The organism is Bacillus sp. N6 (genome assembly GCF_052805735.1).
In genome coordinates this window covers 639,196-655,188 of the sequence record NZ_CM127843.1, presented here as the reverse complement: position 1 = coordinate 655,188, position 15,993 = coordinate 639,196, and the positions used below count along the sequence as shown (strand labels likewise).

16 protein-coding genes are annotated in these 15,993 nt (G+C 35.3%); 6 read left to right on the top strand and 10 right to left on the bottom strand.

Going from position 1 to position 15,993, the window contains the following annotated elements; genetic code table 11:
- Positions 1-88 precede the first annotated feature (88 nt).
- Both ACUXVC_RS03300 and ACUXVC_RS03295 read left to right on the top strand, forming a co-directional pair.
- A complete protein-coding gene (locus ACUXVC_RS03300) occupies positions 89-766 on the top strand; it encodes a response regulator transcription factor (RefSeq protein ID WP_043935151.1) in 678 nt (225 codons plus the stop codon).
- Between the two features lie 11 nt (positions 767-777).
- Positions 778-2,169 carry a HAMP domain-containing sensor histidine kinase gene (locus tag ACUXVC_RS03295; protein ID WP_446025916.1) on the top strand — a complete coding sequence of 464 codons (1,392 nt, stop codon included), beginning with the start codon at positions 778-780 and terminating at the stop codon, positions 2,167-2,169.
- A gap of 165 nt (positions 2,170-2,334) precedes the next feature.
- Here the strand turns inward: ACUXVC_RS03295 and ACUXVC_RS03290 are convergent, their stop codons facing one another.
- On the bottom strand, positions 2,335-2,856 hold the full coding sequence (locus ACUXVC_RS03290) for a dihydrofolate reductase family protein (protein WP_098126275.1): 522 nt from the start codon (positions 2,854-2,856) through the stop codon (positions 2,335-2,337).
- Between the two features lie 64 nt (positions 2,857-2,920).
- Between ACUXVC_RS03290 and ACUXVC_RS03285 the strand changes: the two genes are divergently transcribed.
- Positions 2,921-3,904, top strand: a complete 984-nt coding sequence (locus tag ACUXVC_RS03285; RefSeq protein WP_186313200.1) for a helix-turn-helix transcriptional regulator — start codon at positions 2,921-2,923, stop codon at positions 3,902-3,904.
- A 21-nt stretch (positions 3,905-3,925) separates the two neighbouring features.
- Here the strand turns inward: ACUXVC_RS03285 and ACUXVC_RS03280 are convergent, their stop codons facing one another.
- The 9 genes from ACUXVC_RS03280 to ACUXVC_RS03240 all read right to left on the bottom strand — a co-directional run bounded on the left by ACUXVC_RS03280 (position 3,926) and on the right by ACUXVC_RS03240 (position 12,098).
- A complete protein-coding gene (locus ACUXVC_RS03280; protein ID WP_144465674.1) occupies positions 3,926-4,360 on the bottom strand; it encodes an HIT family protein in 435 nt (144 codons plus the stop codon).
- A gap of 62 nt (positions 4,361-4,422) precedes the next feature.
- Entirely contained in the window at positions 4,423-4,800 is a 378-nt protein-coding gene (locus tag ACUXVC_RS03275; RefSeq protein WP_000778853.1) for an OsmC family protein, read from the bottom strand.
- Complete coding sequence (locus tag ACUXVC_RS03270) at positions 4,775-6,205, bottom strand: amino acid permease (protein WP_001187093.1); 1,431 nt, start codon at positions 6,203-6,205, stop codon at positions 4,775-4,777. The genes ACUXVC_RS03275 and ACUXVC_RS03270 overlap by 26 nt, the downstream gene beginning before the upstream one ends.
- 204 nt (positions 6,206-6,409) lie before the next feature.
- Positions 6,410-7,054, bottom strand: a complete 645-nt coding sequence (locus ACUXVC_RS03265) for an amino acid ABC transporter permease (protein WP_098126271.1) — start codon at positions 7,052-7,054, stop codon at positions 6,410-6,412.
- Entirely contained in the window at positions 7,055-7,711 is a 657-nt protein-coding gene (locus tag ACUXVC_RS03260; protein ID WP_144465675.1) for an amino acid ABC transporter permease, read from the bottom strand.
- An 87-nt stretch (positions 7,712-7,798) separates the two neighbouring features.
- Positions 7,799-8,629, bottom strand: coding sequence for a glutamine ABC transporter substrate-binding protein GlnH (glnH, locus tag ACUXVC_RS03255; RefSeq protein ID WP_029441558.1), 831 nt, complete (start codon positions 8,627-8,629; stop codon positions 7,799-7,801).
- 12 nt (positions 8,630-8,641) lie between these two features.
- Positions 8,642-9,370 carry an amino acid ABC transporter ATP-binding protein gene (locus ACUXVC_RS03250; RefSeq protein ID WP_002162934.1) on the bottom strand — a complete coding sequence of 243 codons (729 nt, stop codon included), beginning with the start codon at positions 9,368-9,370 and terminating at the stop codon, positions 8,642-8,644.
- A gap of 135 nt (positions 9,371-9,505) precedes the next feature.
- A complete protein-coding gene (locus ACUXVC_RS03245) occupies positions 9,506-10,966 on the bottom strand; it encodes an alanine/glycine:cation symporter family protein (protein WP_144465676.1) in 1,461 nt (486 codons plus the stop codon).
- 160 nt (positions 10,967-11,126) lie between these two features.
- Positions 11,127-12,098, bottom strand: coding sequence for a phosphotransferase enzyme family protein (locus ACUXVC_RS03240; RefSeq protein WP_098235145.1), 972 nt, complete (start codon positions 12,096-12,098; stop codon positions 11,127-11,129).
- A gap of 189 nt (positions 12,099-12,287) precedes the next feature.
- Between ACUXVC_RS03240 and gerKA the strand changes: the two genes are divergently transcribed.
- The 3 genes from gerKA to ACUXVC_RS03225 are packed head-to-tail and all read left to right on the top strand — an operon-like array spanning position 12,288 to position 15,982.
- Positions 12,288-13,790 carry a spore germination protein GerKA gene (gene gerKA, locus ACUXVC_RS03235; protein ID WP_098235146.1) on the top strand — a complete coding sequence of 501 codons (1,503 nt, stop codon included), beginning with the start codon at positions 12,288-12,290 and terminating at the stop codon, positions 13,788-13,790.
- Positions 13,771-14,877: a GerAB/ArcD/ProY family transporter gene (locus ACUXVC_RS03230; protein WP_088022957.1), complete on the top strand. Its 1,107-nt coding sequence runs from the start codon at positions 13,771-13,773 to the stop codon at positions 14,875-14,877. Before gerKA ends, ACUXVC_RS03230 begins: the two co-directional genes overlap by 20 nt.
- Positions 14,858-15,982, top strand: coding sequence for a Ger(x)C family spore germination protein (locus ACUXVC_RS03225; RefSeq protein ID WP_098678234.1), 1,125 nt, complete (start codon positions 14,858-14,860; stop codon positions 15,980-15,982). The genes ACUXVC_RS03230 and ACUXVC_RS03225 overlap by 20 nt, the downstream gene beginning before the upstream one ends.
- Positions 15,983-15,993 lie beyond the last annotated feature (11 nt).

Below are 15,993 nucleotides of genomic sequence, written 5' to 3'. Positions count from 1 at the left end.
AATTATGCAGACACATCATAATCTGCACCATTTCTTCATGATTTTGCATTACACTTTAAGTAACGATTATAAATATGGAGGGCTCTCTATGATTGATATACTGCTCGTAGACGATGAACCGAGAATGCTTGAATTATTAACGCTTTATCTTACCCCAATTGGATATAACTGCGTATGTGCGACTTCAGGAGAAGAAGCTATTTTACATATAGAGAATCGAAACTTTAAATTTGTTTTACTCGATATTATGATGCCAAAGATGGACGGATGGGAAACGTGCAAAAAAATCCGATCTTTTAGTAACATTCCTATTATTATGGTTACAGCTCGTGATCAAACAGTAGATGTCGTTCAAGGATTAAAACTTGGAGCCGATGATTACGTAACGAAACCTTTCCATGAAGAAGAACTTTTCGCAAGAATTGAAGCCGTTTTAAGACGTACAAATGAACATAAACAAATCCAATATCACGGTATTGTATGGGATGAAACAAAACACTTCGTTTCTGTCCATAATGAAGAACTCCTTCTCACACCAATTGAATTTTCTTTACTCGGATTATTTTTACGCCATGTGAACTACGTATTAAGCCGTGATCAGCTCATCGAACGAATTTGGGGGTTAAACACAAATACAGAAGATCGCACAGTCGATTCACATATTCGTAATTTACGTGATAAATTGCGAAAAGCAAATTTCCCTATTGATCACCATTTAAAAACTGTTTACGGAGTCGGATATCGATGGGTTGATACTCTAGATTAAGGAGCAAAGCAATGAAGCGAATTTCCATTCAGCTCGGATTTTATTTTTTGATTGTTACACTTTTAATCGAAAGTGTTCTATTTGTCTCGCTTTATTATAGCCTTGTCAACAATAGAGTAAATGAAGAAATGACAGCTTTATTAAAGCGCGGAAATAGTCACAGAGATGTCCTTGAAAAGTATTTTGATAAGCAAACAATCTCCCATGTTGCACTAATGGAATCCGAAGCCGAAACTACTGTTGTTATTACAAATTCAAATAAGGAGGTACTAGCTAAATCCAATGAAATAAATACTACTATAAAAAAGCATATTGAAAAGATGCAAACACGGACAGATCATGACGGAGCAATTATAGAGAATCATTGGAAAACATCTAATTATATATGTACAGTTAGCCCCATTGTAGTAGATGGAAAACATGAAGGCTATGTGTACATGTTTCTTGGAACAGAATCAATTGAAAAGTTAGTTAATGGATTAACGAAACAATTCATTATTGCTGGTGTCATCACGTTTCTACTCACAGTCATCACAATTTTCCTATTATCACGTTTATTAACAAAACCATTGTTACACATGAAACATGCCACTGAAAAAATGAGTAAAGGCGATTTGTCCGTTTCGTTAACAACTACTCGAAATGATGAAATTGGTGAACTAGCATCATCTATTCAAACGCTCGCAAATGATTTACATTATATGAAAACAGAGCGAAGTGAATTTCTAGCAAGTGTTGCTCATGAATTACGAACACCGTTAACATACGTAAGAGGTTATGCTGGCATTGCTTTAAAAGAAAGCACCCCTCCTGAGCAACGTTTGCGATATTTATCGATTATAAAAGATGAATCTGATTACATTACAAACTTAGTTCAAGATTTATTTTCACTTGCACAAATGGAACAACATAACTTTTCTATTCAAGTAAAGGAAGTGCATTTACACACCTTCCTTACTCGTATAGCTGAAAAAGTAAACGCCATGTATAAAGAAAGATACATTAAAGTTTCTTTCTCTTGTCCTCCTACACTGCTAGTAAACTTAGATGAACAGCGATTTGAACAAGTTATAGTAAACATTTTAAATAACGCTTATAGACATTCAAAAGAACATTCTCATATAAACATTTCTATTACAGAAGAACATAAACGTATCTCCATTACAATTGAAGATGAAGGCGAAGGTATCCCGCCTGAAGACCTCCCTCACATTTTTGACCGCTTTTACCGTGTCGATAAAGCAAGAACACGCGCTACAGGTGGAACTGGTTTAGGACTCTCTATCGTGAAGGAGATCGTAGAACTACACGGCGGGACGATTACTGTCACGAGTGAAGTTGATCATGGATCTTGTTTTATAATTTCATTACCATCCATAAAAAAACACGACTATCATCAATAGTCGTGTTTCTTTATCCCGCATTAACGGGCAGTAAGACCCCTACATCAAAATTCAGCGGAAGCAAAGAAGTTAGGTGGGGGATCAACTGCCCGTAAAAGCCCGATTGGTTCAACTAATAATCAGTGGGAGATGAACAAAACCCCCACTGATTAAAGTTTCACTTTATCATTTTACTTTATAATATAAATTTACAAATTGCCCAAAACGTTTCGTATCCGTTAAAGTTAAATTAATTTCCGGGTTCTTGTCTTGAAATAACGGAACTCCAGAACCTAATATGTGAGGGGTAATCGTGACAACATATTCATCAATTAGATTATTCTTAAAGAATTCTCTCAGTAGACTCCCTCCACCGACCATCCATATTTTAGATCCTTCTTGTGCTTTTAACCTTTTTGTAAACTCCACTACATCTTCATTTACAAACTCTACATGTCCGTTCGTGCCTTTTTCTGAATTAGAAAACACATAACATTTTTTATCTAAATACGGGAATGTCTCTGTATGCTCTACTACATAATCGTACGTTTTCTTTCCCATAATTATTGTATCAATCGTTTCGTACATTTCTGTATAACCGTTATCTCCCTCTCCTTCCGTTTCCATTAACCACTCTAAATCATCATTTTCTTTCGCAATATACCCATCTAAGCTCGCCGCTATAAATAAAACTATTTCACGTGACATATCTTTTCCTCCTTGCATCTCATCTTGATAACATATGATGTAAACAATATACTAACAATAAAACATGACAATTTATGTCATGTTAAAGAGAAAAAAGGTGATACATTTGTCAAAAGCTAAACGCTTATTAGATATTCTTATATTTGCTTCTGCAAAAAAAGCATTTACAGCGCAAGAAATAGCCGATGAATTTAATATCTCCGTTCGTACGGTTCATAGATACATTTTAGATTTAAGTGATATGGGATTACCCATTTATGCTGAACAAGGTCGTAATGGAGGATATAAAGTATTAACAACTAGGGTCATTCCACCTATCTTATTTACGGAAGAAGAAGCGGTCTCCATCTTTTTTGCCTTTCAATCTTTAAGCTACTACAGAGACTTGCCTTTTAATACAGAAATCAATTCTGTCACTCATAAACTATATAGCTCTCTACAACATGAGGCGAAAGTGAAAGTTGATAAAATACGTTCTTATATCGCCTTTTGGAATCCGAAGAGAACAATTGAGACCCCACTTTTAAACGAAGTGTTAACAGCGGCTATTGAAAATAAAAATTTACACTTTCAATACGAATCTAAATCAGGGATAAAAACAAAACATGTTCATCCGATTGGTGTATATGCTCACGACGGGTTATGGTACTTACCGTCCTATGACTTCGGTAGAAAAAAAGTATTACTGTATCGCGTTGATCGTATTCTCTCAATATTATCGATGGAAGAAAATACAGATACATTCATGAATTTAGAAGAGTGGTTTGCCTCTAACTCTAACGTAGTACACAATCCTACTCAGTTACATGTTTTACTGACAACAGAAGGCGTACGCCAATGTAAAAGCGTTCCTTATCTTGAGGAATTCGTTATAGTAAACGAGGATGGGACAGGATATATACATTCAACAATTGATAAAGGTGAGATTAACTTTATTACTCCTTTATTTTATAGACTTGGAAAAGATGCAAAAGTTTTAGAACCGAAAGAATTGATAGATGGTTTACGTATACGTGCGAAAGAAATTTTAAGTATGTATGAAGATTAAAAAGGCGTAAGAGAAATTCTTTTACACCTTTTTAGTGTGCAATATTTTCTCTATCTCTTCTTTTAACAACGTCTTTATTTCTTCCAAATTATGATTCTTCTTTTCCTCCGATTGCACCGTATAAAACTCAGCAAACGAACGCTCTTTATATCTTGGTACGACATGCATATGGTAATGTGTTAACTCGTTAAATACTCCACCATTTTGACAAACTGTAATTCCATCTGGTTTATATAATGCCTTAATCGCTTTTGAAATCAGCTTAGAAGCATCCATAATTGATCTTGCTACAACGTCATCTAATTCGTCTACTTCTACAACATGCTGCTTTGGCACAATTAAAGTATGTCCTGGGTAGAAAGGCGCATGATCTAAAAAGCAAGTTACATAATCATCTTCATATACTTTATATATTTTTTCCTCTTCGTTTGCTAATTTACAACCTAAACATTTCATAATACTTCCTCCTCTGTTAAAAACATAAAAACGTGAGAGCTATACTCTCACGCTTTTATGTTTCACTTTATTAGTTCAATTGTTTCCGTAACTTTTATACTATCTTTTACAGATTGAACAATCGTGCAATTTTTCACTGCAAGCTGCAATGCTTTGTCCAACTGCTCTTCTGTAATGTTTTCCGCTTTAATTTTATAGTGCAAATGAACACTTTCAACTGGTTTGGATAAAGCTTCACTTCTACCAATTTCAGTTTCGATCGTAAACGTATCGTATGTAATACGTTTCTTTTCTAAAATTGTTCGAAAGACAATTGCACTACATCCTGCGATAGAAGAAACGAGTAATTGTAACGGTGAATACCCGTTTTCTTTTCCAATCGCTAATTGAGCGTACGATAAATCTGCCTTTATATCATCGTGTTTGATTGTTAGTTTCATTTGTTTTGTCCATCTCCACTTTCATCGGTTTCTGCTGTTTCTTACTCATATAATAATAATATATATAGCAGAAAATGATAAATGGAATACCGCAGTATAACGCCATTCTTTGTTCAGGAATAAACGCTAAACTAATAACAACGATGCTATTTGTAATTAAAGCTAAAATTGGAACAATCGGATATAGTGGTGTTCTATACTTTAAGTCCTCTAACTTTCCTCCGCCTTTTATATACTGACTTCTAAAGCGAAGTTGCGATAGAGCAATAATGATCCAACTTGAAACAGCCGATAAACCAGCTATCGATAATAAGTACATGTATACTGTATCTTCTGCAAGGAAACTTGTGAATAGGGATAATCCAGCTACCGCAATCGTTACGACTAGCGCTGTAATTGGAATACCACGTTTATTTACTTTCTTGAAAGAAGTTGGTGCCATTCCTTCATTTGCAAGTGACCATAATATACGTGTCGCTGCATATAATCCAGAGTTCGCTACAGATAATAACGCAGTAATAATAACGAAGTTCATAATATCAGCTGCATATGGAATACCGATTTTATCAAATACAACTACGAATGGACTTTCAATTACGCCTGCTTCTTTCCAAGAAATTAATCCTACTAAAATTGTCATTGTTAAAATGAAGAATAACATAATACGCCATACTGTATTACGGATCGCACGTGGAATTGTTTTTTCTGGGTTTTCACTTTCTCCCGCTGCAATTCCGATTAACTCTGTTCCTTGGAACGAGAAGTTAACTGTAATCATTGTAAGTAATACGGCAGCTAGTCCATTCGGGAAAAGTCCACCATCGCTTACAAAGTTAGAGAAAAGAGGTGCTGCTTCTTTTCCGTCATATGATATAAATCCTAATAATGCACTACCACCAAGTACAACAAATGCAAGAATTGTAATTACTTTAATACTAGAAAACCAAAATTCTAATTCGGCATAACTTTTCGCCGAAATTGCGTTTGAAGCATATAAAATAACACCGAATACAAGGCACCATACCCAAACATCAACATTTGGAAACCATCTTTTCATCATTAAACCGATTGACGTTAATTCTAGACCCACTGTTACTGCCCAGCCGAGCCAGTATAACCAGCCAATCATAAAGCCCGTTCCTGGTCCAATAAACTTCGTTGCATACTTTTGGAAAGATCCTGAAACCGGCATTGCTACCGTTAACTCTCCAAGACAAAGCATTGTTAAATACATAATAAATCCGCCTACTAAATATGAAAGGATGGCTCCCCCTGGTCCAGCCTGATTAATAGTGTAACCTGAACCTAAGAAAAAACCAGTTCCGATTACACCACCAAGTGCGATCATAAATAAATGTCTACTCTTCATCGTGCGATGTAATTTCTCATTCGTTGGTTGCTGCATCTAAATCCTCCCCCTACCATACCCCTATGTCTTGTTAAAATTTTCTGATAATAAAAATATACACGAAAGCGATTACATTTTCTATATAAAATTAAAACTTTTCTGATAAAATAATATAAAAAATCTAATTATTGCAAGATTTAGATTCTATTTAGAGGAAAATAAGGATAAACAAGGAAAAAACCCTCACATATATTGTAAGGGTTAACGGAGTTCTAATCTTCTGGATAAAATTGATAAACTATAATTTACGATAAAATACATACAAGCTACTACTATAAACGTCGGGATCATGTAATTCACATTTTGTCCGCTAATAATTTGAGCATTATGCATAAGTTCAGGTAGTGATATAACAACCGCTAGCGACGTATCCTTCAGCAATGAAATAAATTGACTAACAAGTGGCGGAACCATTCTCCTTAATGCTTGCGGCAAAATAATATACCAAAGTGCTTGAACATACGTTAATCCTGAAGATCTTGCAGCCTCAACCTGCCCTTTTTCAATCGATAATAGACCACTTCGAACAATTTCAGATATCATTGCTGCTTCAAATATTGTTAAAGCAACAATTGCAGCTGTTATAATTTCTAATTTCAAGCCTGCTTCTGGAAGTGCAAAATACGTAAAAAATATAATTAAAAGAAGCGGTAAATTTCGAATCACTTCAACGATAATTCCTAATATTTGTGAGACGACTGGTATTTTCATGTAGCGCAATATCCCTATTACACTACCAATAATAAAGCTAAGTACAATTGCTACGAACGCTACCTCTAGTGTTATGAGTAATCCTTTTAATAAAAACAGAATATGATCTCCTGTAATTGCTCCCTTAAAATCCATTTACACCGCCTCCTTTGCTAAGCGTTTTTCTAAATAACGCACTAGCATACTGAGCGGAATTGTTAATATTAAATAAAACATCCCGACAAATATATAAACATCAAACGTAACAAACATCTTCGTGGAAATTAAATCTCCTTGATACATTAAATCAGTACCAGCAATAATTCCGAGTATTGAGGAGTTTTTAACTAAATTGAGAAATTGATTTCCTAAAGGGGGGATTACAATTTTCATAGCTTGAGGTAAGACAACATAATACATTCCTTGCACATACGTTAATCCTGAGGAACGCGCGGCTTCCATTTGCCCTTTCGCAACTGATAAAATACCAGCGCGAATTACTTCTGCAATAAATGCTGCAGTATATATCGTAAGCGTAACTGTTCCTGCTACAAAACCATTTAACGTAATTCCTATTACAGGTAAAGCGAAATAGAATATAAATGCAATTAATACGAGTGGAATATTTCTTACAAACTCTACAAAAGCGGATCCCATCCAATTTAAAATACGAATAGGTGCAATACGCATTACTGCCAAAATTACTCCCAAAATAAAACTGCCTATTAATGCAATTACACTAGACATAACTGTATATTTAAACCCTTCTAAATACATATCAATGTTATTCGTTAATATAGAAAAATCAGGCACATATTCTCCCCTCTTTCTTTACAAGAAGAGGATGAGTACTCTCATCCTCTCACTCTTACTATTTATCAAGAAAAATAAAGTTTCACTTTACTTCTCTTGTTTTTGACCGATCCATTTTTCATACAATTTATCGTATTCCCCGCTCGCCTTCATATCTTTTAGTAAGTTATTAATCTCTTTCGTTAAATCGTCTGCACCTTTTTGCACTGCAATTCCGTACGGTTCATCTGTGAAAATTTTCCCTACTACTTCATAATTAGCATCTTGTTTTGCCATTCCATAAAGAATCGCATTATCTGTCGTTAACACATCACCTTTACCTGCCTTTAACGCTGTAAATGCCTCACTATAATTTTCAAATTCTAATACAGTCGCTTCTGGTGACTTTTGACGAATGTTATTTGTAGATGTTGATCCTTTTACAGCTAATACTTTAACGCCTTGTTTTATATCATCGACGCTCTTAATATTGCTTCCTTTTTTCACAAGTAACGATTGTCCTGCTTTAAAATATACATCTGAAAAATCCACTTCTTTTTTGCGTTCTTCCGTAATTGTCATTGTCGCAATAATTGCATCAATATCACCATTTTTCAGCATTGGAATACGTGTTTTAGACGTTACTTCTTTCAACTCTAGCTTCTTTTCATCTCCAAGAATCTTTTTCGCAAGTGCCTTCGCGACATCAACATCGAATCCTTCTACCTGCCCTGTTGAAGGATTTTTCAATCCAAATAAATTCGTATCATTCTTCACCCCAACTACTAATTTCCCTCGTTTCTTAATTTGCTCAACAGCCCCGCCTTGCTTCGTATTTGTTTCCTTTGCCTCATCTTTCTTACTTCCGCATCCAGCAACAACAAGCACGAATAAACATGAAAATACGATTAAAGTAAATAACTTTTTCATTTTAAGCATGAAATTCCTCCTCTAATGATTTAGCACCCGACTTAAAAATAAACGAGCTCTTTCTTGTTCAGGATTTGCAAAAAATTGCGCCGGTGTTGTATCTTCAATAATTTGACCATCATCCATAAATAAAATCCGATCTGCTACTTCTCGCGCAAATCCCATTTCATGCGTGACAACGACCATTGTCATCCCTTCTTTAGCTAACGTTTTCATAACATCAAGTACTTCCCCGATCATCTCCGGATCAAGAGCAGACGTAGGCTCATCGAACAGCATAATTTCCGGTTGCATCGCAAGTCCTCTAGCAATTGCTACCCTTTGCTGTTGTCCTCCGGATAATTGATGCGGATATACATTAGCCTTCTCCGGGATTCCTACTTTCTCTAAATAAAACATTGCTGTTTTCTCTGCTTCTTCTTTGGAAACTTTATTTACTTTAATCGGTGCTAGTGTAATATTTTGCAGAACTGTTTTATGTGGATATAAATAAAAATGTTGAAAGACCATCCCAATATTTCGCCGCAATTCATTCATGTCCGTTTTTTTATTGTGTACCTCTGTATTTTGTACAATTAATTCTCCATCTGTAATTGCCTCTAATTGATTTATACATCGAAGCAATGTACTTTTTCCTGATCCTGAAGGCCCGACAACTACTACCACTTCGCCTTTTTTCACTTGCACATTAATATTTTTCAAAACTTGAAAGTTGCCATAATATTTATTTACGTTACGAAACTCTATCAACATACTCACCCCTTCCCCTAACAAAGCATGTACATTCTTTTTATATTCAAAAACAGTCCCAAAAATAACTTTTAGCTTCAATTTGTCCATAAAAAAAGCAAAGAGTTTCCCCTTTGCTTCTTCATTTCTATTCTGTTAAGATACTTCTTCTTTCTTATCTTTCCCGTACTCATGCTCCCAGAAATCAGCATTTTTAATTCCTAATTCCTGCGGATCAAATACTGGATCTTTCCCTTCTTTTTTCTGCTTTTCATAGTCTTTTAATGCGATCAATGCTGGTTTTTGTAGTAGTAAAATCGCGATAATGTTAACCCATGCCATAATCCCTACACCAATGTCACCTAAAGCCCATGCTGTTGCAGCTGTTTTTACACAACCATAGAATACGACTCCTAAGAATACAAATTTTAGTACGATGGACATCCAAGGACGATCTTTATCACGATTTAAGTATGCAATATTCGTTTCTGCAATGTAGTAATACGCCATAATTGTTGTAAACGCGAAGAATAGTAAAGAGATTGCAACGAAACCATTTCCAAATCCAGGGAAAACAGATTCTACTGCTGCCTGTGTATAACCAGGACCCGGCTGTGCACCATTTAATTTATTGACGATAAAGTTTTTTCCGCTTGCATCAAATACGTTATACATGCCTGTAATAATCATCATAAATGCTGTTGCTGAACAAACAAATAATGTATCAATGTAAACGGAAAATGCTTGCACTAAACCTTGCTTAGCTGGATGTGATACTTCAGCTGCAGCTGCTGCGTGTGGCCCAGTTCCTTGCCCTGCTTCATTGGAATAAATACCACGTTTTACTCCCCAAGAGATTGCTAAACCAATAATTCCACCAAAAGCTGCTTCTAATGCAAATGCACTTTTTAAAATTAACATGAAAGCATCTGGTAATTTTTCAATATTCATAGCAACAATGACGCAAGCTACTAAAATATAACCAAGCGCCATAAATGGCACTACAACTTGCGCTACGTTAACAATTCGCTTAACTCCACCAAAAATAATAAGCGCTAATGCCGCTACTAATACCGCTCCAGATACAGAAGTATTAATACCGAAAGCTGTTTCCAAACTTACAGCAATACTATTTGCCTGAACACCCGGTAACAGCATCCCCGTTGCAAGAATTGTTGCTGCAACGAATACTAATGCATACCATTTAACCCCTAACCCTTTTTCAATGTAATAAGCTGGACCACCACGGAATTGCCCTTGATGCTTCGTCTTATATATTTGTGCAAGTGTCGATTCTACATAAGCAGAACCTGCTCCTAGAAAAGCTACCGCCCACATCCAAAAGACAGCTCCTGGTCCACCGAATGCAACAGCCGTTGCAACACCCGCAATATTTCCTGTTCCAACGCGCCCTGATAAAGAAAGTGCTAACGCCTGGAACGAAGAAACACCAGCATCCGATTTTTCTCCTTGAAATGTAAGCTTCACCATTTCTCCTACATGCCTTACTTGTAAAAACCTCGTTCGAATGGAAAAATATAAACCTGCTCCTAAACATAAATAAACAAGTGCTGGACTCCAAACAATATTATTGATCCAACTTACGATAGCTTCCAACATTCCCCCTCCTCTTTTTATAAAGAATATTCAGAATATATATAAAATTATAAGTGTATACCGAATCTAGGACAATATTATTTTAATAAAGTAAACATATTTTTGTATAAAAAAACAAAGTATATATTTGTTTTATATACTTTGTTTTGAACTAAATGTATTATATATTCACAATTGCTTCTTTTTTGATAATTCTTCCGTATAGCTCTTCTGATAATTTCAAGAAATTATCAGGCATATCTTTCCCTTTAAACTTCTTTTGAAGCGTTCCATATAAACCTATATCACGTAAGCGTAAAAATAGTGGTAACGATTCATACCAACTATCCGCCAGCCTGTGCTCATATTCGTATCCTTTTCTTAACACTTGTAACTGTTTACGAGCGAATGTCGTCTTCTCCTCCACTGTCCACGGTGTAAAAAGGACCGAGTAATAAAGAACCATTGCCAAATCATGAATGAAGTAATTATAGGCCGCATCATCAAAATCAAAGATTGTAAGCTCTTTCCCATCATAATGGAAATTACCTGGATGAATATCGCCATGCATAAGGCCGAATGTTTCTCTTCCAATTGGAAGAGTCTTTATTTCCCCCATTAATACAGCAGCAACCTCTTTCACTTTCTCATCTTCTAATTCATTAACAATTCCACTTTCGTCTTCTTCCCACGTTTCACGGTAGTCTGTTTTAGGATAATCCATTGTAAGGCGATGCAGTTGTCCAATCGCTTTTCCCCACGCTTCAAAATAAGCATTTCCCCAATAAGGCGATTCTTCTCCTTTTACTTGCTCACCTTTTGCATATGTAAATAAGGAAGCGAAAAAGAAAGTCCCATCCTCTGCTGCGATTTCTTCTACAAGATTTTGAGACGTTGAATAAAGAGGTCCTGCTACCTTTGCCCCATTCTCCGCAACATATCGTAAAAAATCTAGTTCAGCCTCTACCTCTTGTTTAGAGCGATGAGAAGAATGTGTTAAACGTAATACGTAATCTTCATCATTATCACCCTTCGCCTTAAAAATATAATTCTCAAAATCTCCAAGTGGCTTTTCTTCCACTGTTACATGAAACAAATTCGCTGCTGTTTTTAAAATCTCTTTTGTAAAAACACGTTCTACAGCTATTTCCATATGTATCCCTCCTATATATCTTCTTAATTCGACACAAAGGTGAGAAGTACTGCTATGAAATTGAATAATGCACAAAAGACAATGTAACGTAACTTTCAATTCTCTTTTTTAAAAAATAATTCAAGCATAAATTTCTCACAAACGACAAAAATTAACAGAAACAATTGCACTTTAAAAGAGGTGGAAATTATGACAGAGAAAAAAGAACAACAAGAGAGTAAAAACCAAAAGCATATGTTTCCATCACTTCCGGAGAACATTAATTACATTGAAAATAAGCTTTCTCATTCTGATGATATAAAAAAATTAGATTTCCCTTTTCAAAATGGAAAAGGAACAATCCTATATATCGAATCTTTAGCAGATCCAAATTTAATTCATCAGTTAGCCCTTGAGCCTTTATTGACACGGTCAGACTTAGCTTTAGATAAAGCTTTTTCTACATTGAATATGACAAAAGAAACGAATTTAAATTATGGTGTGCAGCTTTTATTACAAGGTAAATCATTATATTTCCATGAGCAAGTCGAAAGCTTTTGTATTTTTGAAACAGCTCTATCTTTAAAAAGAGATATAACAGAGCCTGATAATGAAGGTATTGTACGTGGACCGCATACTGGTTTTGTAGAAGATTTAGCAACGAATTTAGCCTCTATTCGTAAACTCATTAAGAGTCCAAATGTAGTTGTTAAATATTTTACACTCGGTGAAGAAATGCACACGAAAGTAGCTATTGCTTATATGCAAAACATAGCTAATGACGATCTCGTTACTGAAGTAAAAAGAAGGTTAGAAACTATAAAAACCGATTCCCTTATGGCACCAGGTTATATACAAGAATTTATAGAAGATAATTCTTTCTCACCATTTCCACAACAATTAAATACAGAGCGACCAGATAGAACTGTCGCTAATTTAATGGAAGGCCGAGTTGCTATTTTATCTGACGGAGATCCAACAGCACTTATTGTTCCTGTTACGTTATTCGCTTTCTATCAATCACCAGATGATTATAATAACCGCTGGATTGTTGGATCTTTCGTCCGAATGATTCGCTTAGTGAGTTTCTTAATTGCTTTTCTCTTACCAGCTATATATATCGCAACCGTAGCCTTTCATCCTGATGTATTGCCGCTTGAACTTGTGTATACAATTAAAGCTTCATTAGAGAAAGTACCACTTCCTCCTATTTTTGAAGCTCTCTTAATGGAATTAATCTTTGAATTATTACGGGAAGCTGGTATTCGCTTGCCAAGCCGAGTTGGACAAACAATCGGTATTGTAGGTGGTTTAGTAATTGGTGATGCGATTGTAAAAGCTGGACTCGTTTCTTACACAATGATTATCGTTGTAGCTTTAACTGCAATCTCATCTTTTCTCGTTCCATCAAACGATATGAGTTCAGCAGTTCGAATTCTTCGTTTTCCATTAATGCTCCTTGCTGCCATATTTGGATATGTAGGAATATCATTCGGTCTAATTATAACTTTCGTTCACCTATGTCAGCTTCATTCTTTCCATACACCATATCTTTCTCCTGTTGCACCAATGCGGATTAAAGATATGAAAGATTCTTTTGTAAGACTACCAATTTGGTCATTTTGGGAACGACCACATGATCCAAAACCGAAAAAAATGCAACGCCAACATGTAACGAGAGAGGATGAGGACGGTGACAAACACGCAAAGTAAAATTTCACTTGTTCAATTTACCTTTTTCGTTATTCAATGCCAAATTGGGGTCGGTATACTTTCTTTACCTAATCGTCTTCACCCAATAGCAAAAGGTGGCGGATGGATTTCTGCTCTCATCGCTGGGTTTGCGATTCAGCTTATTATTTTACTTATGTGGCTTTTCTTAAAACGATTTCCTGATGCAGATATGTATGAAAGTGTTTGTATGCTATTTGGTAATAAGTTTGGAAAACTATTAGGCTTTGCTTATGTTTTTTATTTCACACTTATCGGTATGACCGTTATGTTAAATGCTTGTAATGTCATTAAAGTATGGGTTTTGCAAGCAACCCCTTGGTCTGCAATTCTCATACTATTTACAATAGCTTGCTGCTATGTAGCCTATAATACATTTAAAGTAATTGTAAGATTTTATGTCATGGCTTCTATTCTCATTTTGCCCATGGCTCTTTTAATTGCACTAGGGTTTTCACGAGCTGATTTTTCTTATATTTTTCCAATTACAGAAGCCGGATGGTGGAATATTATTCAAGCTTCAAAGGAAACCATTACAGCTATGTATGGTTTTGAAATTATTCTGATCGCTTTTCCAAAAGTAAATGGGAATCCTGTTGCACGGCTAAAGGCCATTTCTATCGCTAATGGATTTGTAACTCTTTTTTACACTTTTACCGTTTGGATTTGCTTTATTGTATTTAGTCCAAAACAAGTTGAGCTTATTCCGGAACCAGTTGCTTACTTATTACGCTCTCTCCATATTGGGATTATAGACCGAACAGACCTAATTTTCATTCCAATTTGGATGATAACTGTTGTAGCCTCCATCGCTAGTTATTATTGTGCTGCTTCAATAGGAATTGGACATATATTCAATCTTGCTAATCATAAAAAAGCTGTTCCAATCGTTGGTATTATTGCTTTTAGTGTAGCCTTATTTATAGATACACCTGAGGAGCTTAAAGTACTTGCTACATTTACTGATAAATTCACCTATATTTTTATAGTAATTCTACCTTTTTTATTTCTTCTCTATTCCTTATTCAGAAATAAGAAAGGAGCTCCATATGCACAAAAAAACAATTAAATTATGTAGCATATTGTGCGCTGGCTCACTTCTTTCTGGTTGTTGGGATCAAGAACCTTTAAGAGATGCGAGATTAGCTTATAGTATTGGCTTTGATATTACAGAAGAAAATAAACTGCAGCAAACCATTGAGCTCGTAAAGAGTTCAAGTGGGGATCAATCTTCATTTAAAAATGAAGTACATTCAGCAACTGGCTATAACATACGTGATACAAGTGATTCTTTGAGAAAAAACGTTACTGGTAATATTCGTTATTTTAAATATGGAGTAGAACTATTGGGAACGAAAATCCAAAAGAAAGGCATACTCCCTTATTTAGACGTTGGATTTAGAGACCCAACAAATCCAACCGCATTAGTAAAACTTATATCAGTAGATGGGGAAACGGATAAAATACTTGCCCAAAAGAAGGTAGGAAATTTATTAATTGGAGACTTTTTAAAGAAAAAAGTACAGAGTTTAGAAGACATGAGTATATTTCCAGAGGAAACTTTAGAAACGGCCGCTACAAAAATGTTAGATCCCGGAAAAGATTTCACCCTCCCATCTATAAAGCTAAAAGGAAAAGAAGTTGTAACCAATGGGATAGCTTTATTTAACAAGGATAAATTAACTGGACTTTTACCTTTACGCCAATCGGTACTCTTCGTATTACTAACTGATAAAATGGGGAAAAGCGCTCGCATAACCCAAAAACTTACAAATAACGATTCATCTAGTACATCTGACTATCTTACAATTGAAGTAAGCAATCGAAAGTTAAAACGAGACTTAAAAATAACAACAGATAAAAAAGGAAATGTTTATGCTCACATTAAGCTCCAACTAAAAGTTATAGCGCTTGAAGCTCCGAGAGATAATCTTTACAAAATGGATGAAAGAAAAAAACTAAATAAAGAATTGTCTAAACAACTTACGAAAGAAGCTAAAAAGATAACGAAAAAGTTACAAAAAGCAAACTGTGATGCTTTCGGTATCGGCAGACACCTTATCGCCTATCACCCTGACTTATGGAAGAAGAAAAATTGGAATAAAGATTATGCAAAAGTAAAATTCAAACCTGAGGTAGAGGTAAACATTTTGTACAGTGGTGTCCTAAAATAAAAGGTTGTATG